A 20500-nucleotide genomic window follows, 5' to 3' on the forward strand; every position below is an offset into this window, starting at 1 on the left:
TCGCGGGGGATGATAGTATCTGGATCCGGTCCGGGAATAAGCCTGTTGCCCGTGTCCGGCCCGCCGATTCCTCCGGTCCGATCGGCGGCCGCGATAGGCTGTGTGATCATATAGCACGGTACGGAGTCCGGTCATAAAACCCCGTCGTAAGCGTGCGTTTTCGCCGTGGACTCGCGGCCCGTCGATCCGGAGGTATTTGTCCGGCAGTCGCCTCGGAGGAGCCATGCGAACGCTCGTCTTCGACGGTCGGACCGGCGCCGCCGGCGACATGATCTGCGCCGCGCTGATCGCGGCCGGCGCCGACCCCGCGGTCCTCGACCCCGTGCGCGACGCGCTTCCGGTCCGGTACGCGGTCGGCGAGACGGAGAAGAACGGGATCCGCGCAACGACCGTCGACGTCCTCGTCGACGGCGACGACGCGGGAGACGCCGATTCGGATCGCGGCCACGATCACGATCATAGTCACGACCACGAGCAGGATCACGATCACGAGCACAGCCACGACCACGACCGTAGTCACGGTCACGACCATAGCCACGACCACGACCACGGTCATCACCACGAGACGGACGCCACTCGGGACGAGACCCATGCCGAGGGCGCGGGCGTCCACCGCTCTTACCGCGAGGTGGTCGCCCTCGTCGAGTCGATGGGCCTCCCGGACTCGGTCGAGTCGACCGCGCTCGACGCCTTCGAGCTGCTCGGCCGCGCGGAGGCGTCGGTCCACGGGACCGACCTCGACGAGACGCACTTCCACGAGGTGGGCGCCGACGACGCGATCGCCGACGTGGTCGGCGCGGCGCTGCTGCTCGCCGACCTCGACCCGGAGCGCGTGGTCACCACGCCCGTCGCCGCCGGCGGGGGGACCGTCGAGATGAGCCACGGGACCTACCCGGTCCCGGCCCCGGCGACGACCGAGATCGCGAGCCGGGCCGACTTCCGGGTCGTCGGCGGGCCGCTCGACCGCGAACTGCTCACGCCCACGGGCGCCGCGATCCTCGGCGCGGTCGCCGAGGGCGTCGACGCCGTCCCGAATCTGGCCGTCGAGCGCGCGGGCTACGGCGCCGGCGCCGCCGACTTCGAGCGCCACCCGAACGTCCTGCGCGCGCTCGTCGGCGACGGGGGACGGGCGGAGAGCGAGACCGACCGGGGGCGGACCGTGGGCGGCGGGCTCGTTCGCGACGACATCGCGGTCCTCGAAACGAACCTCGACGACGCCGCGCCGGAGGTCCTCGGCGGGCTTCAGGAGACGCTCGAACGCGCCGGCGCGCGAGACGTGACGATCGTCCCGACGACGATGAAGAAGTCCCGCCCGGGTCACCTCGTGAAGGTCATCTGTAAGCCGGCGGACGCCGAGGCGGTCGCCGAGCGGCTTGCCCGCGAGACGGGGACGCTGGGCGTGCGCCAGTCCGGGGCGAGCCACCGCTGGATCGCGGAACGGGAGTTCGAGACGGCGACGCTCCGGGTCGACGGCGCCGACCACGAGGTGACCGTGAAGGTCGCCTCGACGACGGACGGAGAGGTCTACGACGTCAGCGGGGAGTACGACGAGGCGGCCGCGGTCGCGGGGGCGACGGGCCTCCCGATCCGCGAGGTGCTCCGGCGCGCGGAGGCCGCGGTGCGGGAGCGGCTCGCCGACGAGTAGCAGGTGGCCGGCCTCGCGACCGGCCCGTCAGTCGGGCGGGTCGACGCGCTCGACGCGCTCGGGGTCGACGCCGAAGCCGTCGGCGAGGCGCTCGCGGACGCGGTCGGCGACGACCTCTTCGGGGGCGCCGAACTCCGCCCGCGAGACCGCCTCCTCGTCGACCGCGAGGGTGGCGACCGCCTCGACCGTGGTGTCGTTGAGGCCGGGCCGGAGGCCGGCGATCTCGATCTCCTCGACGCGGAGGCCGTCGATTCGCTCGATCTGTGCTCTGGCGCCGGCGACGAGGTCGCCGGTGGCCGCCTGCGAGACGCGGACGGTCACCGCCGCCTCGACCGACGGCGTGTGGATGGCTGCCGCCATACGCCCTCGCCGCGAGTCGAACGCGGCGCGACCGGTCGCCGTCTCGGGCCGCGACCCGAGGGGTGACCGGTCCGCGTCCTCGAACGCCGCAGCGGCGACGACGGGGGTCGCCGGCGGCGGCGCTCGCGAGGGTGACGGTCGTCCGACTCGACGCGCGCGACGGACAGCGGCGGCTGGAGAGAACGGGGTGCGGTCCGTCCCGCGGGGAAACCTCCCCAGCCGACGCGCGTCACGCGGTCGGGCGGACGGACCGTGGGGTCGGAATCCCGTAGCCGGTCCCGTTCCACCCGAGGAACGCGACGCTCGCGGACCGCACGAGCGTCGAGCGGATGGAACGGGTCATGGTCGGGATCCGCGGCGCGGGGTGCGCCGTCGTTCACGTCCAGTGTCGGTTTTGTATTAAAATTATGTTAGTTATGCGACCACATGCCACGGTGTGTTCGACCCGAGAGCCGCCGAGAATCCGCCGGAGCGGACGCGCGCGTTCGGTTCCGTCGACGACGAGACGACAGGCCTATGCCGACCGCCCGACCAGTTGCGCGTAAGCAGTCACCGCCATGATCGAGCGCATTCACACGTCGGACGTCGAACCGGACGCGGACGAGGTCGCCATCGCCGGCCACGTCCACGAGATCCGCGACCTTGGGGGCCTCGTCTTCCTCATCGTGCGCGACCGCGAGGGGCTCATCCAGATCGTCTTCAAGGAGGAGCGCGAGCCGGAGCTGTTCGAGGCCGTCCAAGACGTGGGCGCCGAGGACGTTGTCCGCGTCGTCGGCGAGCCGCTGGAGAGCGACCAGGCGCCCGGCGGCGTCGAGATCGCGCCCACCGAGTACGAGGTCATCGACGAGGCCGACTCCCCGCTCCCGCTGGAGATCTCGAAGGACATCGAGGTCGACCTCTCGACCCGGCTCGACAACCGCGCGCTCGACCTCCGGAAGCCAGAGACGCTCGCGGTGTTCACTCTCCGTTCCGAGCTCATCACCGCGATGGAGGAGTGGTTCGAAGACGAGGGGTACGTCGACATCAAGACGCCGCTGATCTCGAAGGGCGGCGCCGAGGGCGGCGCGGAGCTGTTCCCGATCCTCTACTACAACCAGGACGCGTTCCTCTCGCAGAGCCCCCAGCTGTACAAGCAGATGCTGATGGCCTCGGGCTACGAGGCCGTCTACGAGACCGGCACGGCGTTCCGCGCCGAGGACTTCGCGACCTCCCGCCACGTCTCCGAGATCGCGATGTTCGACGTGGAGCTGGCGTACATCGACGACCACGACGACGTGATGGACGTCCAGGAGGAGTCGCTCCGCTACGCGCTCAGCGAGGTCGCCGAGAACGCCGAGCGCGAGCTCGACCTCCTCGACGTCGACCTGGAGGTCCCCGAGGACGACTTCCCGCGGATCACCTTCGACGAGGCGCTCGACATCCTCGAAACCGAGTTCGGGCACTTCCCGGACGACCCGACCGACCTCGACACAAAGGGGGAGAAGCTCCTCGGCGAGCACTTCGAGGAACAGGGCCACCCCGCGTTCTTCGTCGTCGGCTACCCCGACGAGAAGTTCTACTACATGCAGGACGTGCCGGAGGACGACATCGCCTCCCGGAAGTTCGACCTCATTTACAAGGGCCAGGAGCTCTCCTCGGGCGGGCAGCGCGAGCACGACGTGGAGCGCATGGTCGAAGTGATGGAGGAGGAGGGCGTCGAGACGAGCAACTTCGAGTTCTACATCGAGGCGCTGAGCTACGGCACGCCCCCGCACGGCGGCTACGGGCTCGGCATCGACCGCCTCGTCCAGAAGGTCGCCGACCTCGACAACATCAAGGAGGCGATCATGTTCCCGCGCGACCCGAACCGGCTGGAGCCGTAGGCGGCGCCGCCCTTCCGGTCCGGTCTGGGTTTGGTCTGCGTTCGGTCCGCGTTTGATCCGAGGTCGGTTCCCACCGCGGTCGTGACGGTCCGACCATCGAATAGGCGGATCTCCCTTCTCCTCCCCGGCCGCGCGAGCGAGTTCGACTTCGCCGCGCGAGCGGCTTCTCCCTCGGTCGACGCGAGGGTCCTTTATAAGTAATCGCTGGGTACGGGTGGATTCCGTCTTCAGGCCTCTATTCTCCGTTTAACCGGATTAAATCGGGCGAAACTCGGCTGAACGGCTTGCGTCATTAAAGGGTATCGGGGCCCGAGGTCGAGTCGCAATGAACGCACTCCGAACGACGCTGCTCGTGGCGCTTGCCACGGTTGTACTGATCGGGACCGGCGCGGCCGCCGGTGCCGTCGCGGCGACGCCCGGCCCGGACAACGCCTCCGGCGACGCCGGACCGCCGAGCGACCTCCCGTACCAGGTGCCCGACTTCGTCGGCGGCATCCTCGACAGCGTGAACGAGTTCCTCGACGGCGGCGTCGACGACCTCGGCGAGACCGTGAGCGACATCGCCGGGAACGGCGCCGGCGAAGGCGACGCGGACGACGGAACGGACGCCGACGGGGGTGCGTAACGTGACGGACCGCAAGTCCGACCTCGACGCGCTCGACCGCCGGACCTACCTTCAGGCGACCGGCGCCGCGGCGCTCGGTGCGGCCGGCCTCGCCGGCTGCGTCGGCCGCGCGACCGGGACGCTCGCGACGCAGGTCACGGACCAGCCGGCGGACATCGACGACTTCGAGTCGCTCGTCGTCACCGTCGAGGGGTTCTGGCTCGGGCCGGAGGGCGCCGAGTCGGACGACGAGGACGGCAACGAGACCGACACGGAGGATGACGGCTCAGACGGGGGCGACGACGCGGACGCCGGCGGCAACGAGACCGACGCGGAGGACGACGGCGAGGCGGGCCGCGAGTACTTCGAGTTCGACGAGCCGCAGGAGGCGGACCTCGTCGAGCTCCAGAACGGCGAGACGCAGCTGATCGACGAGCGCGAGCTTCAGACGGGCGAGTACCCGTACCTCCAGCTGGACGTGTCGTCGGCCGACGGGACGCTCACCGACGGGAGCGACGCGACCGTCGACCTCCCGGGCAACGCGCCCCTGAAGTTCAACGAGTCGTTCGAGATCCGCGAGAACACGCGGACGACGTTCACCGCGGACTTCGCGCCGGTGCTCCGGGGGAACGGCCGCTACCTCCTCCGGCCGGTGCCGAGCGGCATCGAGGTCGAGTACGAGGAGTCGAGCGAGTCCGACGGGAGCGATTCGGGCGGCGACAACGAGACCGCCGACGCGTAGCAACGCCGCGGTCCCCCGGTCCCCCGTTGGAGCAGCGGTCGCGATCCGGTCGCTCGCACGCGCGAGCGCGGACCGCGCCGCGGCTTCGGGGTCAGGGCTGGGTCGGTTCCCGGGATTCGGGGACCGGGGGAATGCGCGCGCCGCTGCGGTCGGTCCCCGACGCGAGGCATCCCGTCGCCGTCAGAGGCACACGACCCGCACGGATCGTCCGCGCGACGACGCGCACGGACGATCTCTCGCTTTCTCCGATCCGTTTACCCGACCGCTCTCGGAGCGGCGCCGCTCTCTATCTATTCAGGCGGCCGCCGCGTCCGACCGCACGAAAGTCCGGTACAGCGGGCCGGCGAGCACCAGCGCGCCGACGCCCGCCATCCCGAGGATCACCGCGGGGTCGACGAGCGACCCGCCGCCCGCCGCGAGGCGGTCGAGCGAGACGCCGACAGCGACCCCGCAGAGGACCCACGGCAGCTCGCCGAGCGCGGTTCCGAAAATGAACGGTCGGGCTCCGACCCCCGCGGCCGCGGCGCCGACCGTCACCGCGTCGGAGGGGAGCGGCAGGAGGCGGGTCCCGGTCACGGCGCGCACGCCGCCGGACTCCGCCGCGAAGCGCTCGCCGGCGCGACAGAACCGCGCTGCGACGCCCGAGTCCTCGACCGTCTCGGGGTCGCTCCCGAGCCTGAGCCGCCCCGCCCGAGCGAGCGCGTACGGGGGCACGGCGGTGCCGACCACGAGCGCGAGCGCGAACGGCGTCCCGACCCAGCCGTATCCGAACCCGACGACGACGGCGAGGAGCGTCGTCGGCCACGCGAGGAGGGGTCTGACGGCGGCCAGCACGACCACGGCGGCGCCGAAGCGGAGCGGATCGGTCGCCAGCCAGCGGAGCCGCGAGAGCGCCGCCTCGGGGGAGACCGCGAGCGCGACCGCCGCGAGCGCGGCGACGGCGATCCCGGCGACCGCGTACCGACCGACCGTGGTCCGGCGATTCACGCTCCCGCGTCCGCGGGCGTCCGGTAAACGCTTTGTGGGTGCGTCCGCTCGGGGGTCGCCGGCGCGACCGCGCCGGTCACGACAGCTTGCCGAGCGCCTCGAAGAAGTCGGAAGGCGGCCCCGCGATCCGTATCGGGGGCGCGGCGCGCTCGACGGTCACCTCGACCGGCCCGTCGAGGGACTCGGTGTCGCGGCCGTCGCTGACGACCGTCGCCCCCGCGTCGTTCTCGACGGCGACGGTGACCGTCGCGTCGGCGTCCACCACGAGCGGCGGCATCCCCTCGTCCGCGACCATCTCGTTGACGACCAGTCCCCCGACCTCGGGGTGGACCAGCGGGCCGCGCTCGGAGAGGTTGTACGCCGTCGACCCGGTCGGCGTGGCCACGAGGACCCCGTCCGCGTGGCCGCCGGCGTACCGCGAGCCGTCGACGCGCACCTCGTAGTCGATCCCGCCGCCCGGCCCGCGGCGCTCGCCTTGGACGACCACCTCGTTCGCCGCCGGCGTCGACGTCCAGTCGCCGGCGCTGGCCGCGAGCCGCGGGGCCTCGCGGACGTCCAAGCCGCCGTTGCGAAACGCCCGGATCTCGGCGCGGAGCGCCGTCGCCGCGTCCCCTGGCTGGACGGCGTTGAGAAAGCCGACCTCGCCGAGGTTCACGCCGACGATCGGGGTGTCGCCGGCGTTGCGCGCGACGAACAGGAACGTCCCGTCGCCGCCGACCGCGACGACTAGGTCGCAGTCGTCGAACGCGCCGACCGGTCGGGCGTCGTCGCCGGCGTCGAGGGCTGCGGCGGTCTCCTCGTCGAGCCAGACGCTCTCGTCCGCGTCGACGACGACGTCCCGAAGGGTCGCCGCGAGCGACGCCGCCCGCTCGCTGCCCTTCCGCGCCACGATGCCCACTTCCATGGCAGTCCCATCCCGATCCCCGGATAAAAGCGTGCGGACATCGGGCGGCTCCGCCGGGTTCCGAGACTCCGGCGCCCGCCGGAAAGTTTCAAGCCGCTCGGCCGCGTTGCTCGGGCCATGTCGACCCCCCACGGGCGGCGAAAACGATGAGCGAGGAGGACGACTGGTTCGAGCGCGCGCTACGCGAGACCGACGAGGAGTCCGACGAGCGGCCGGTGGGCGACGCGGAGGGCGGATCCGGTGACGCGGAGGGCGGATCCGGCGACGACGAGGGAGCGGCGGAAATCGACTCCGCGAACGGCGATTCGGAGGGCGGCGACTCCGAGTCCGCGGCGACCGACTACGACGATCCGGCGGCCGAGCTCGGCGACCTGGGCGGCGGCACCGACTCCGAAGCTGAGTCTGGGGGTGCGGGCGAGGCAGCGGGCACAGAAACGGACGACGCGGGCGCCGCGGCCGACGACGGCGACCCGTTCGGCGGGGCCGTCGGCGGAGACGGCGAGTTCGGGGGCGAAGGACAGGGAGGCCCCTCGGCCGACGACGGCGTGCCGGCCGACGCGTTCGGCGACCTCGACGCTGACGAGGGGTTCGACTCCTTCGGCGGGGACGACCCCTTCGGCGGCGGCGGCGGGACCGACGCGGACGGCGCCCCCGAGAGCAACTCCGCCGCGGGGACTGACACCGGCTCCGGCGGCGGGGACTCGTTCGGCGCGGACGACCCCTTCGGCGGGAGTCGGAGAGGAGGGGGAGGAGGCGGAGGCGGCGGACCGAGCGGCGCGGGTGGCGGTGGGGCCGAGGCCGGCGGCGATCCCTTCGGCGGCTACCGCGGCGCCGCGAGCGCCGGCGACGACGACTTCGGGTTCGGCGACCTCGGGGGCGACGCGGACGCCGGCGGCCCGCCCGACTTCGACGTCGACCCCGACGAGTTCGAGTCGGAGATCGCGCGGACCGACATCGGGATCGAGGGCCTTGACGACATGATCCTCGGCGGGGTCCCCAAGCGGTCGCTGCTGTCGGTCATCGGCGGCGCCGGGACCGGGAAGACGACGTTCGCGCTTCAGTTCCTCAACAGCGCGCTCGAATCGGGCGGGAAGGCGATCTACATCACGCTGGAACAGACCCGAGAGTCGATCTTCGACACCGCGACCGAGAAGGGGTGGTCGTTCCGCGAGTACGCCGACGAGGACCGCCTCGCGGTCGTCGCCATCGACCCCATCGAGATGGCCAACTCCCTGTCGTCGATCCGCAACGACCTCGTCCGGCTCATCTCCGAGTTCGACGCCGACCGGCTGGTGCTCGACTCCGTCTCGCTCCTGGAGATGATGTACGACCACCCGGCGAAGCGCCGGTCGGAGGTGTTCGGGTTCACGCGCTCGCTGAAGGAGTCGGGCGTCACCACGCTGCTCACCTCCGAGGCGAGCGAGGACACGCCGTACGCCTCGCGGCACGGGATCGTGGAGTACCTCACGGACGCCGTCTTCGTCCTCCAGTACGTCCGCGGCTCCGACTTCCGCGAGACGCGGCTGGCCGTCGAGATCCAGAAGATCCGCGACGCGAACCACTCCCGCGAGACGAAGCCCTACGACATCACGGACACCGGCATCTCGGTGTACGACCAGGCGAATATCTTCTGACATCACTTGACAACATCTCAAATAACACTCCATGCGCCGATCGTGGGGGATAGAATTTTTGATTACCTACATATACCTTCTACAAGCATGAGCGAATCTGAGGGAGAGAAAAGCCACAACGAATACTATGGTAATCCAGATCTACCTACCGCAGAAGACGATCTTGGCTTTGGATCATATGTGAATGCTGTAAAAAAGTTCCTCACACACGACGACACACAACCACCACTCACGATCTCCGTTGAGGGAGATTGGGGATCAGGCAAGTCATCATTTCTACTTCAACTGGAAGACGCTCTCAGAGATGAGGGCGATTTCACGGTCCAATTCAACCCGTGGCAACACGACAAAGAAGAGCAACTATGGGCGGTCTTTGCCATTCAATTCTTCGAACAACTAACTCACCAATTACCCATTATACAGCGCTGGAAGGGCCACATCAAGTTGTATCTCAGACGTACTGACTGGAACAGCAGTTGGATATCAATCGTCCAAAATGTCTTAGTCGGACTCTTTGCTCTCCTCATAACTATCGCTGTCCCGCTACTCTTTATTTCGTTTGGCTTAGAACTGTCCCGGTCATTGGGTTTCGTTCGGGATTCGGTCCTATCGAACGTATTAGATACGGTCGTGTACTCCGGGAGTCTTCTCCTGTTTTTAACGGGAATTGTCTCGATCTGGATTCGTATAAGGAACGAACTTCGCGCGGGAATCCGGAAAGGAATCTCACAGCACGTGGACTCGCCGGATTATTCAAACCGAATCCCGTTCATCGAGAGTTTTCATAGTGATTTTGAGAATATTGTTGATGTGTATACAGGAGATCAGCCTGTATTCGTATTTATTGACGATCTGGACCGCTGTGAGAACCAAAAGGCAGCGGAGCTAATGGAGGGAATAAATTCGCTCATCTCTGTCGAGACGTCGATATTTTTTATTATAGCCATGGACAGAAATAAAGTTGCGGCAAGCGTGGCTAAGAAGCATCAACATTCGACGAGGGATCAAAAAGGGGAGCCGGATAGCGTGGCGGGGCAGCAAAATCCCGATATCTCGTATGGGAATAATTACCTACAAAAATTCATAGAAATATCGTTCCAAGTTCCGAGCCCTTCGAAAGGCAATGTAGAAGACTTCGTTGAGTCTCTTGTCTACGCAGATCCTGATCGGTCTGAAACTGAGACTCAAGAGTGGCACAGAAACACGGAAACGCTTGGTAACTTTCGCGAGAAACTAACAGAGATGTCGACTCTCCTCTCTAAAAGACTAAATCACAATCCAAGATATATTAAAAAATTTGTAAATATGTATCGATTTCAAACTCTCCTCGCCAAGGAGCGTGGAATTATCGATCGAAACAGGGGGATTGGTATCGGGATCACTGTAGAACAGCTCGGAAAATTTGTCGCGTTAAGCCTACAGAAGCCGCAGTTCGTGTCCGATCTCACTAATAATCCAGAGGATCTGAGTCGTCTACAGGAATACGCAATCGAAAATTCTGCCGATGAAGAGCCGGACGTAACGCTGTCAGACGCCACAAGAGGGTGGAAAGACGACGAAGAAGTAATCACTCTACTAACGATCGGGTGCGATGGATCAACTCCAGATCCATACAGCTTCGCAAATGCGAATGTGGAATTCTTACTCCAAATATCGCCAGAATCCAATCTCACACTCTCAGACGAGCGCAGAGTTACTGTCAGAATACTGGAACCGATCGGCGAGATATTTGGGACGGACGAGCGGGTGTACACGTTGCGAAAGTCGCAAGTCGTCTCATTACCCGCTACGAACGCAATTCCCCTGATCGAGCGCGGTGCTGCGGAGCTCCCAGAGTTCGATCAGGACCAACCATCCGATATCTCAATCGATATTGACGATTTCAAGGAGTCACAATCAAATACGTTTACAGGTCCCTCAAACGATCAAAAAATGACCACCATTAAAATGATAAGGGACCATCCTGACAAAATATTGAGTATTGATGGCCAAGAGTATCGCGCTGAGCGAAACGATATTATATCACTTCCAGTTCCGGATGCGATTCCGCTAATCCAGAGGGGCTTCGCCAAAAGATTAGAAAATTAACATTTCAATCATCCCAATTAAAAGACGTAAGCGGGCGGAACTGGAGTGAAATTGAAAGTACTCGCGCACAGCGGTTACTGCGCGCGGCCGATAGAGTCCAGTTCTCTTGGAATACCTACGGCTCACGGATTGTTCGCCGCAGGAATGCACCGTCCGGGAATTGAACCCGGGCTATTAGCTTGGGAAGCTAATGTCCTACCACTGGACCAACGGTGCTCGACTGCTGCTACCCGACCGTCCCACTTGAACGTAGCGTTTCGGCGGACGCCGGCCGGCTCCGAGCCGCGGTGCCGCGAGCCACACGCTTAAGCCCTCACCGACGCAGGCACGCTCATGACCGACGACGCAGCAGACGCGACGCGACCCGAGGCGGCCGCGGCGGTCGACCGCGTCCGCGAGCGCGCGGCCGAGTTCGCCCCCGCCCTCGGCGCGACCTGGACCGACGACGAACCGTGGCGCTTCCTCACCGACCTCACGGCGATCGGGAGCCGGATGGCCGGGAGCGAGGGCGAGCGCCGGGCGGCGGGCCTCGTCGTCAACGCCTTCGAGCGCGCGGGGCTCGCGGACGTCCGCACGGAGCCGTTCGACCTCCCGGCCTGGGAGCGCGGGTCGGCGTCGCTCGACGTGACCGTCTCGGGCCGCGACGGCGAGCCGTCGACGCGCTCGTTCGAGGCGCTGGCGCTCCCGTACTCCCCGTCGGGGAGCGTCTCGGGCGAGCTCGTCGACGTGGGCTACGGCACCCCCGCGGAGATCGACGAGCGCGACGTCGAGGGCCGGATCGCGGTCGCCTCGACGACCACGCCCTCCGGCGGCCGGTTCGTCCACCGCATGGAGAAGTTCGGCTACGCGATCGACTCGGGCGCGGTCGGGTTCGTGTTCGTCAACCACCTCGACGGCCAGCTGCCCCCCACCGGGTCGCTCACGTTCGGCGAGGAGGCCGAGGCCGTCGCGGTCGGCGTCTCGAAGGAGACCGGCGCGTGGCTCCGCGAGTACGCGGTCGGTGGCGCGAATGCCCCCGTCGGTGACGGAGACGGCGTCGCACGCGCCGAGCTGTCGGTCGAGGCGTCGACGACGCCCGGCGAGAGCCGGAACGTCCTCGGGAGCGCCGGCCCGGACACCGACGAGCGGGTCCTCCTGCTCGCGCACTACGACGCCCACGACATCGCGGAGGGCGCGCTCGACAACGGCTGCGGCATCGCGACCGTCGCCACCGCGGCCGACATCCTGGCGGACGCCGACCTCCCGGTCGGCGTCGACGTCGTCGCGGTGGGCGCCGAGGAGGTGGGGCTGCTCGGGGCGGAGCACCTCGCGGACCGGCTGGACCTCGACCGGGTGAAGGGCGTGGTCAACGTCGACGGGGCCGGGCGGTTCCGGGACCTCGTCGCGCTCGCGCACGCCTCCACGGCGGCCGCGTCGGTCGCGGAGGCGGTGTCGACCGCGACGCGGCAGCCGATCGAGGTCGACGCGCAGCCGCACCCCTTCTCCGACCAGTGGCCGTTCGTGCGCCGCGGCGTGCCGGCGCTCCAGCTCCACAGCGACTCGGGCGACCGCGGGCGGGGCTGGGGGCACACGCACGCGGACACGCGGGACAAGGTTGACGACAGGAACGTCCGCGAACACGCGATGCTGATCGCGCTGCTCGTCGCCGAGTTCGCGGCGCCCGAACGCGACCTCCCGCGGCTCGACCGCGACGAGCTGGCGGCCGCGTTCCGCGAGGCCGACTTCGAGACGGGGATGCGCGCCGCCGACCTCTGGCCGGCCGACTGGGACTGATCGAGCGGCGGGGACGGGCCCGCCGACCGTTCACTCCAGGTCCGCGTCCGGCGTCGGCGCGGGGAGCCGCTTGTGCGCCGACGCGCGGTGACGCCCGAGCAGGTCCGCGACGAGTTTGCGGTCGACCGCGCCGAGGTCGGCGCCGGTCCCGGCGTCGGCCGCGGCAGGTTCGCCCTCCGTGAGCGTCGCCGCGATCCGCTCGACAACGGACTCGGGGTCGAGCCCGCGGTCGACGCCGAGGTGGAGGACCGGATCGATGACCTCGTACGGCGCGCCCAGGTCGTCCGCGTCGCGCTGTCCCGGGAGGAAGCCGGCCGTCGGCGCCTTCTCGACGACGAACTCCGGCACGTCGAGCTCGCTCGCGAGCGCCCGCACGTCGGTCTTGTAGAGGTGGCCCAGCGGGAACAGGTCGGCCGCGCCGTCGCCGTGTTTCGTCAGGTAACCGAGCAGGAGCTCGCTCCGGTTCACCGTGCCGCAGACGAGGCGGTTCGTCGCGTTCGCAGCGAGGTAGGCGACCGCCATCCGGAGCCGCGCGACGGCGTTGCCGGACCGGACCGGCTCGTCGTGGAGGTCGAAGCGGTCCGGGACGACGGCGCCGAACTGCGCGAACAGCGGCTGGAGGTGGGCCGTGTCGTGGTCGATCCCCAGCGCTTCCGCGAGCGCCTCGGCGTCGCGGGCGTGCGGCGCGCCGATCTTGTTACACGGGAGGATCAGCCCGTACACGCGGTCCGCCCCGAGCGCCTCGACCGCGAGCGCGGCCGTCACCGTCGAGTCGAGCCCGCCGCTCATGTTCACGACCACGCCGTCGGCGCCCGCGGCGTCGACCCTGTCGGCCACGAACGACCCGATTCGGTCGCGTTCGAGCGCGGGGTCCCGACCCGGGAGCAGCGAGGCGGGGAGGGGCCGTCCGGCGGCCGCTCCGCCGTCGCCTGACTCCGTCGCTCCCCCCGAGCGCTCGGCGGCGGCGGCATCGTCCGGGTCGAACGCCGACTCGCGGTCAGCCATCTTCCCCTCCGCCGGCCGTCCGCCCACTCCGCTTCGTCCGCCCGCAGGAGCGTTCGGCGGCTCGGCGCGGAGCCCGGGCGCGTCTCTGCGAGCGATTGCGGGCGTCGCATTGGGATGTCATTCGTCGCCCGCCGCTTCCGGTCGCGCTGGTAAATACTTGAGGTGTGGATAATATAAGGAACTGGTACTGTTGTTAGTATCTCGTGAGGCAAAAAGAAGTAAAAGACACACATACAGCCAATTATAGACGAAATATTTCAAATAATAGGATGTAGCCACCGCCCATGAGAGACAAGATGGGTATACGTAGACTTTTGTCCGAGATTCATGCTTGTTTTTGTGGGAATCTCGCGCACAATCACAGTTCTAATCATATAATGTCGTTATATACGAACATTTATTAGTCGCATCTTGTTCGGACTCATCATGTCGAAGATCCAGTTGAGTTCGAGTCAGGAACGCGTGCTCACCGCGCTCGTGAACCTCTCCGAGGGTCGAGAGGCCCCGGTACAGGGCCGCGAGATCGCGGACGCGATCGACCGCAACGCGGGGACGGTGCGGAACCGGATGGGGAGCCTTAGCACCCTCGGCCTCGTCGAGGGCGTCGCCGGGCCCGACGGCGGCTACATCCCGACCGACGAGGCGTACGACACGCTCGGCATCGAGCGCCTGGAGGACGCCGCGACGACGCCGGTCGAGCGCGAGGGCGACCCGGTCGAGGACGTCACCGTCGCGGAGATAGACCTGTCGAGCGTCGCGAACCCGGAACTGTGTCGCGCGGAGCTCGTGATCCGCGGGCCGGTCGGCCCCTTCGACGCGGGCGACCACGTGACGGTCGGCCCGACGCCGGCCACCGGGCTGCGGCTCTCCGGCGTCGTCGACGCGACGAACGTCGACGGCAACAGCCTCCTGGTCCGCGTCGACGGCATGGAGACCCCGACGGGCGGGTCGGCCGCCTGAGCGGCTCGGTCGGCGCCCGCGGTCACTCCCTCTCGACCGCCGAGAACAGCCTGTCGCGGACCGCGCCGGTGGCGGACGCGGCGTGTCGCGCGTCCCGGTGTCGCTCGCCGAAGGCGACGCGCGCGCTCTCTGCGGCCTCGCGGTCGACCGCGAACGAGGCGTCGGGGTAGGTTACGTCCCACAGCACGAGCGGCTCGGGTGGCGCGGGACCGATCCCGCGGTCGCCCGGAATCGGCTCGGCGGCGAGCAGCCGGTCGATCCACGCGAGGTCGGCGGTCCCGCGGCCGACCGCGCGGGCCGCGGCGACGACCCGCCGCACGAGCGCCCGCGGGAAGCCGTCCGCCGAGAGCTCGACGACGAGCGTGTCGCCCTCGCGGGTCGCGCCCGCGTCGAGGTCGCGGACCGTCCCCGTCTCGTCGGTCGTCAGGTTGTGGAAGTCGCGTTCGCCGTCGAACCGCGCGAGCGCCTCCCGGAATCGGTCGTCGTCGACCGCGTGTTCGCGGTCTCGCCGCGCGCGGTCCGGGGCTGATTCGACCCCGGACTCGGGCGCGTAGAGGTGGTACCGGTACGTCCGCCGGACCGCGTCGTGGGTCGCGTGGAACCCGTCGCCCACGTCGGCGGCGGCCCAGACGCGGACCGACCCCGGCAAGTGGCCGTTGAACGCGCGGGGCGTGAGCCACGTCGGCGCCTCGAAGGCGACGGTCTGGGCCACCGCCGAGACGCCCGCGTCGGTCCGACCGGCCGCGGCGTAGCCCGGAGGCGTGGCGTGCGTCGACCCGTCGCCGCGGTCGACGATCTCGTGGTCCGCGAGCGCCTCGAGGAGCGCGTCCGCGACGGTGCGGGCGTGGGGCTGACGCTGGAAGCCGGCGTACGCCCGCCCGTCGTACGCGACGCGGAAGGCGCGCGTGACCGTGTCGCGCCCGTTCGACGCGCCCGTCACTGGGCGTCGGAGGGCTCGCGGTCGCCCGCCTCGCCGGTGTCCGCCGAGTTCGCCTCGGTCTCGCCGGAGTCGGTCGGGAGCGACCCGGCTTCCTCGGGGTCGGCCATCGGGACGGTCACCACCGGCACCGACGCGACGCGGACGACCTTCTCGGTGACGCTGCCGAGGAGGAGCCGGCGGATCCCCCGACGGGTGTGGCTCGGCATGACGACGATGTCGGCGCCGTCGTCGATTGCGTTCTCGATGACCTCCAGGGGGTCGCCGCGGACGACGCTGCCGACCGTCTCGACGCCCCTCGCCTCCAGTTCGGCGGTCACTGCCTCCACCCGTTCCTCGGCCGCGTCCGCCAGCCGGTCCGAGAACACGCCCGTCCGCGGGCCGGCGAGCGTGTCGACGGCGGTGTCGGCCGCGGAGAGGACGTGGACCGTCGCGTCGTACCGCTCGGCGAGGCTGGCCGCGTGCGGGATGGCGTCGTTCGCCTCGCCGCCGGGGGCGACGGGCAGGAGGATGTCGTCGTACATGCGTGGTGACGGAACGCCCACCCGCAAAGTCCTGTCGGCCGGGAAACCGATCGGCGGGCCGGTCGAGAAGGCGCGGTCGGGAAGGCAGGCGGTCAGCGACGGTCTATCGAGGGAGCAGGCGGGCGGGTGGCGAGCGCCGGATGGGTAGGGTTTTCCGGCGGGCGGCCCTCCCCGTGGGTATGGGACGCGACGTGTCCGACCCCGACAACCCGCAGGTAACGCTTCAGACCAACCACGGCGACATCGTCGTCGAGCTGTTCGCCGACCGCGCGCCGCGGACGGTCGAGAACTTCCTCGGCCTGGCGCGACACGACCCCGCAGCGGACGCCGAGCCCGCGCCGGAGACGAACACGTGGGAGGACCCCAAGTCCGGCGAGGTGCGCGGTGACTCGCTGTACGAGGGCAACGTCTTCCACCGCGTCATCGACGACTTCATGATCCAGGGCGGCGACCCGATGGAGAACGGCCGCGGCGGCCCCGGCTACCAGTTCGACGACGAGTTCCACGACGACCTCACCCACGACGGGCCCGGCATCCTCTCGATGGCGAACTCCGGTCCGAACACGAACGGCTCGCAGTTCTTCATCACGCTGGACGCGACCCCGCACCTCGACGGCAAGCACGCCGTCTTCGGGCAGGTCATCGACGGGATGGACGTCGTCGAGGAGATCGGCGCGGTGCCGACCGGCCGCAACGACGACCCCCGCGAGGCCGTCGAGATCGAGCGCGTCGAGGTCGACGAGTAACCCTCGCGGTCGGGCGTCGGACCCCTTCCCGGCGCGGGGAGTTGAGAAGAGTTAAATTGCCCCCGGCGTAATCGTCGATTGCGCTCGGTTGGTGTAGTCCGGCCAATCATGTTGGCCTTTCGGCGGACGCGGCGCCTCGGCGCCGGTTCGGAAGTCAGCCGACGACCAGGGTTCAAATCCCTGACCGAGCATCCATTCTCACCTCGCGAGCGGCGCGTCCGGATCCGCGCGCGGTCCGAAGGGGAAGAATCACCACCGTCGGTGACGGAGGGACGGGCATGAGCGACCGACCCGACGAGTCCGACGGCGACGACAGGCGGTTCGAGACCCGCGCGATCCACGCCGGCCAGGAGCCGGACCCGGAGACCGGCGCGCTGATGACGCCGATCCACGCGAACTCCACCTACGAGCAGGACGCGCCCGGCGACCACCGCGGCTACGAGTACAGCCGGACCGGGAACCCCACCCGGACCGACCTCGAAGCGAACCTCGCCTCGCTGGAGTCGGGCAGCCACGCCCGCTGTTTCTCCTCGGGGATGGGCGCGATCAACACCGTGCTCAACCTGCTCTCGGCGGGCGACCACGTCGTCGCGGGCGACGACGTGTACGGCGGGACCCACCGAATCTTGACGCAGGTGTACGACGAGTACGACATCGACACCACGTTCGTCGACACCACCGACCACGACGCGGTCCGGGATGCGATGCGCGACGAGACCGAACTGGTGTGGGTCGAGACCCCGACGAACCCCCTGATGAACGTCAACGACATCGGCGCGCTCGCCGACATCGCCCACGAGGGCGACGCGCTCTGCGCGGTCGACAACACGTTCGCGACCCCGTACCTCCAGCGGCCGCTCGAACACGGCGCCGACATCGTCTCGCAGTCGCTGACCAAGTACCTCGGCGGCCACTCCGACACGATCGGCGGCGCCCTGATCGTCGACGACGAGGAGCTTGACGAACGGCTCGGCTTCTACCAGAACTCCGTCGGCGCGACGCCCGGGCCCTTCGACGCCTTCCTCGTGCTCCGCGGGACGAAGACGCTCCCGGTGCGGATGGACCGCCACTGCGAGAACGCGATGGCGCTCGCCGAGTGGCTGGAGGGCCACGACGCGGTCGACCGCGTCTACTACCCCGGGCTGGAGTCGCACCCGGACCACGAGCTGGCGGCCGAACAGATGGACGACTTCGGCGGCATGCTCTCGTTCGAACTCGACGGCACCCTCGAAGAGGCGTCGACCGTCGTGAGCGAGACCGAGGTGTTCACGCTGGCGGAGTCGCTGGGCGGCGTCGAGAGCCTGATCGAGCAGCCGGCGGCGATGACCCACGCCGCCATCCCGCGCGAGGAGCGGCTCGCCGCCGGGCTCACCGACGGCCTCATCCGCGTGTCGGTGGGGATCGAACACGTCGACGACATGAAGGCGGACCTTCAGGCGGCGTTCGACGCGGCGCTGTCGTAGTCCGTCCGCCCGCCGGCCCGGGCTCCGGGACGCTCCATCGGGACGCTCGGTTCGCGGCCGGACGACTGGTACCATTTTTGTCGCCGCCGCCGAGACTGCCTCCATGAGCGATCCAGACGTCCTGGTGCTTCGACAGACGATCCACGGGCTCGGCCCCGACGAACTGGCGGCGGCGATCCGCGAGCGGCTGCCCGACGCCGAGGTGGCGCGGGCGCGGACGCCGGCGGAGGAGCGGGAGCTGATCCGGACCGCGCGGGTCGCCGTCGGACTCACCATCGACGAACACCTGCTCTCGGTCGCCGACGACCTGGAGCTGTTCGCCTGCGTGTTCGCGGGGACGGGCCACCTGCCGCGGGACCTGCTCGCGGACCACGGCGTCGCCGTGACGAACGCCTCGGGGGTCCACGGACCGAACATCGCCGAACACGTCGTGGGGTCGATGATCGCGCACGCGCGGCAGTTCCACCGGGCGTACCGCCAGCAGTCCCGCCGCGAGTGGCGCACATACGAGACGACGGAGGTGTACGGCTCGACGGTCGCCGTCGTCGGGCTCGGCGCCATCGGCCGGTCCGTCGTCGACCGCCTGGAGTCGTTCGACGTCGACACGGTCGGGGTGCGCTACTCCCCGGAGAAGGGCGGCCCGACCGACGAGGTGTACGGCTTCGACGAGTTCCACGACGCCGTCACCGACGCCGAGTACGTCGTGTTGGCGTGTCCGCTCACGGAGACGACGCGGGGGCTGGTCGACGCGGACGCGCTCCGGACGATGCGGCCCGACGCCGTCCTCGTCAACATCGCGCGCGGGCCGATCGTCGACACCGACGCGCTGGTGACGGAGCTCCGGAACAACCGGATCCGCGGCGCGGCGCTGGACGTCACGGACCCGGAGCCGCTCCCGGAGGACCACCCGCTGTGGGGGCTGTCGAACGCGACGATCACGCCGCACAACGCCGGCCACACGCCCGAGTACTACGAGCGCGTCGCCGACATCCTCGCGGACAACGTCGCGCGGCTGGACGCCGGCGACGACCTGCGCAACCGCGTGGTCTGAAGCGCCGTCGAGGACTGACTTCACCCCCAAGTATATATCTCTATATACTACTAATTTGCTCCTAATACCGTTTTAGAAAACCCTGAGAGCGACGGAGCGAGCCGAGTCGGAGAGATTGAGCCGTACTCGCTGACAGAGGTATATATTTTGATCAAAATTAAGGTGATCCGCTCCCGAGGGCCTGATATGGAAACGCGGAAGGTCCAGGTCACCGGCGGCTCGACGTACACCGTTTCGATTCCGAAGACGTGGGCGACCGACAACGACGTCGAGGCCGGGACGGAGATCGAGTTCCACCCCGACGGCGACTCGCTGTTCCTCACCCCGCGGTCCGAGTCCGAACGGACGCGGGGGTCGCTGGACATCGCCGATCTGAGCGGCCAGGCGCTCCGTCGGGCGGTGACGACGATGTACGTCAGTGGGTTCGACGTCATCGAACTGGAGGCCGCGGAGATCACCACCGAGCAGCGCTCGACCATTCGGGACGCGGTCCAGAGCCTCGTCGGCTTGGAGGTGTTAGAGGAGACGCGCGACCGCGTCGTCGTCCAGGACCTGCTCGACTCCTCGGAGCTTTCGATCCACAACGCGGTCACGCGGATGCGGCTGATCTCGCTGTCGATGCTCGAAGACGCGATCACCGCGCTCTCGGAGCGCGACCACGACCTCGCGCGCGACGTGATCGGTCGCGACGACGACCTCGACCGCCTGTGGCTCGTCGTCTCGCGGATCTTCCGCGCCACCCTGCGGACGCCGAAGGCCGCCGAGGAACTGGGCCTCCCGCGCGAGGAGTGTTTCGACTACCACTCTAGCGCCCGGCAGCTGGAGCGGATCGGCGACCACGCGACGAAGATCGCGCACCTCACGCTGAACATCGACGAGGCCCTCCCCGCGGACGTGGTCGAGGCGGTGAGCGACCTCCACGGCGACGCCGTCGACGTGATCGACGCGGCGATGGACGCGCTGTTCGACGACGACACCGAGGCCGCGACCCGCCGGGCCAACGAGGCGCGGACCGGCGTTCGGGCCATCGACGAGCGCGTGCGCTCCATCGACGAACTCCTCCGCGACCTCGACCCGACGCGGGCCCAGCTGCTCGGGCTCGTCGTCGACTCCGTGCTCCGCTCGGCCGACTACGGCGGGAACATCGCCGAGACCGCGCTCCAGAAGGCCGCACCGACGCCGTAAGCGAGCTACTCTCGGAGCACGGTGTCGAGC

At 68.6% G+C, this 20500-nt stretch carries 18 protein-coding genes and 2 tRNA genes; 13 read left to right on the top strand and 7 right to left on the bottom strand.

Translation table 11 applies throughout. The features are described 5' to 3' along the window. Positions 1–223: 223 nt before the first annotated feature. Positions 224–1645 (top strand): nickel pincer cofactor biosynthesis protein LarC, encoded by a 1422-nt coding sequence (larC, locus tag EXE44_RS04120; RefSeq protein ID WP_137716073.1) that lies wholly within the window; start codon positions 224–226, stop codon positions 1643–1645. 27 nt (positions 1646–1672) lie between these two features. On the opposite strand, the gene EXE44_RS04125 is transcribed toward larC, so the two are convergent. Next, a complete protein-coding gene (locus EXE44_RS04125) occupies positions 1673–2005 on the bottom strand; it encodes a hypothetical protein (protein ID WP_137716074.1) in 333 nt (110 codons plus the stop codon). Between the two features lie 557 nt (positions 2006–2562). On the opposite strand from EXE44_RS04125, the gene aspS reads away from it, so the two are divergent. The 3 genes from aspS to EXE44_RS04140 all read left to right on the top strand — a co-directional run bounded on the left by aspS (position 2563) and on the right by EXE44_RS04140 (position 5213). After that, positions 2563–3867: an aspartate--tRNA(Asn) ligase gene (aspS, locus tag EXE44_RS04130; protein WP_137716075.1), complete on the top strand. Its 1305-nt coding sequence runs from the start codon at positions 2563–2565 to the stop codon at positions 3865–3867. 325 nt (positions 3868–4192) lie between these two features. Next, on the top strand, positions 4193–4492 hold the full coding sequence (locus EXE44_RS04135; protein WP_137716076.1) for a hypothetical protein: 300 nt from the start codon (positions 4193–4195) through the stop codon (positions 4490–4492). Between the two features lies 1 nt (position 4493). Next, complete coding sequence (locus tag EXE44_RS04140; RefSeq protein ID WP_137716077.1) at positions 4494–5213, top strand: DUF4382 domain-containing protein; 720 nt, start codon at positions 4494–4496, stop codon at positions 5211–5213. A gap of 294 nt (positions 5214–5507) precedes the next feature. Here EXE44_RS04140 and EXE44_RS04145 read toward each other — a convergent pair whose 3' ends face one another. Continuing rightward, complete coding sequence (locus EXE44_RS04145) at positions 5508–6200, bottom strand: VTT domain-containing protein (protein WP_137716078.1); 693 nt, start codon at positions 6198–6200, stop codon at positions 5508–5510. A 76-nt stretch (positions 6201–6276) separates the two neighbouring features. Then, positions 6277–7104 carry an NAD(+)/NADH kinase gene (locus tag EXE44_RS04150; RefSeq protein WP_137716079.1) on the bottom strand — a complete coding sequence of 276 codons (828 nt, stop codon included), beginning with the start codon at positions 7102–7104 and terminating at the stop codon, positions 6277–6279. 146 nt (positions 7105–7250) lie between these two features. Between EXE44_RS04150 and EXE44_RS04155 the strand changes: the two genes are divergently transcribed. Both EXE44_RS04155 and EXE44_RS04160 read left to right on the top strand, forming a co-directional pair. Then, positions 7251–8738, top strand: coding sequence for a KaiC domain-containing protein (locus tag EXE44_RS04155; protein WP_137716080.1), 1488 nt, complete (start codon positions 7251–7253; stop codon positions 8736–8738). An 87-nt stretch (positions 8739–8825) separates the two neighbouring features. After that, positions 8826–10826: a P-loop NTPase fold protein gene (locus EXE44_RS04160; RefSeq protein ID WP_137716081.1), complete on the top strand. Its 2001-nt coding sequence runs from the start codon at positions 8826–8828 to the stop codon at positions 10824–10826. A 145-nt stretch (positions 10827–10971) separates the two neighbouring features. Here EXE44_RS04160 and EXE44_RS04165 read toward each other — a convergent pair. Then, positions 10972–11042 (bottom strand) — tRNA-Gly (locus tag EXE44_RS04165). Positions 11043–11159: 117 nt separating this feature from the next. Here EXE44_RS04165 and EXE44_RS04170 point away from each other — a divergent pair. Further along, positions 11160–12599, top strand: a complete 1440-nt coding sequence (locus EXE44_RS04170) for a M28 family peptidase (protein WP_137716082.1) — start codon at positions 11160–11162, stop codon at positions 12597–12599. A gap of 30 nt (positions 12600–12629) precedes the next feature. Here EXE44_RS04170 and nadE read toward each other — a convergent pair whose 3' ends face one another. After that, complete coding sequence (nadE, locus tag EXE44_RS04175) at positions 12630–13604, bottom strand: NAD(+) synthase (protein ID WP_137716107.1); 975 nt, start codon at positions 13602–13604, stop codon at positions 12630–12632. Between the two features lie 426 nt (positions 13605–14030). On the opposite strand from nadE, the gene EXE44_RS04180 reads away from it, so the two are divergent. After that, on the top strand, positions 14031–14564 hold the full coding sequence (locus tag EXE44_RS04180) for an Rrf2 family transcriptional regulator (protein ID WP_121564273.1): 534 nt from the start codon (positions 14031–14033) through the stop codon (positions 14562–14564). A gap of 22 nt (positions 14565–14586) precedes the next feature. Here the strand turns inward: EXE44_RS04180 and truA are convergent, their stop codons facing one another. Beyond that, positions 14587–15504, bottom strand: coding sequence for a tRNA pseudouridine(38-40) synthase TruA (truA, locus tag EXE44_RS04185; protein ID WP_137716083.1), 918 nt, complete (start codon positions 15502–15504; stop codon positions 14587–14589). Further along, complete coding sequence (locus tag EXE44_RS04190; RefSeq protein ID WP_137716084.1) at positions 15501–16025, bottom strand: universal stress protein; 525 nt, start codon at positions 16023–16025, stop codon at positions 15501–15503. Before EXE44_RS04190 ends, truA begins: the two co-directional genes overlap by 4 nt. Before the next feature lie 179 nt (positions 16026–16204). Here EXE44_RS04190 and EXE44_RS04195 point away from each other — a divergent pair, with 179 nt between their 5' ends. The 5 genes from EXE44_RS04195 (at position 16205) to EXE44_RS04215 (ending at position 20470) form a co-directional block, all read left to right on the top strand. Then, entirely contained in the window at positions 16205–16771 is a 567-nt protein-coding gene (locus EXE44_RS04195) for a peptidylprolyl isomerase (RefSeq protein WP_137716085.1), read from the top strand. 82 nt (positions 16772–16853) lie between these two features. Further along, a tRNA-Glu gene (locus tag EXE44_RS04200) sits at positions 16854–16962 on the top strand. Between the two features lie 87 nt (positions 16963–17049). Continuing rightward, positions 17050–18234 (top strand): cystathionine gamma-synthase, encoded by a 1185-nt coding sequence (locus EXE44_RS04205; RefSeq protein ID WP_137716086.1) that lies wholly within the window; start codon positions 17050–17052, stop codon positions 18232–18234. A 103-nt stretch (positions 18235–18337) separates the two neighbouring features. Beyond that, complete coding sequence (locus EXE44_RS04210; protein ID WP_137716087.1) at positions 18338–19285, top strand: D-2-hydroxyacid dehydrogenase; 948 nt, start codon at positions 18338–18340, stop codon at positions 19283–19285. Positions 19286–19471: 186 nt separating this feature from the next. After that, positions 19472–20470: a phosphate uptake regulator PhoU gene (locus EXE44_RS04215; RefSeq protein WP_137716088.1), complete on the top strand. Its 999-nt coding sequence runs from the start codon at positions 19472–19474 to the stop codon at positions 20468–20470. Positions 20471–20500 lie beyond the last annotated feature (30 nt).

The sequence above is a fragment of the Halorubrum sp. SS7 genome, assembly GCF_005435055.1.
Classification (GTDB): Archaea; Halobacteriota; Halobacteria; order Halobacteriales; family Haloferacaceae; genus Halorubrum; species Halorubrum salinarum.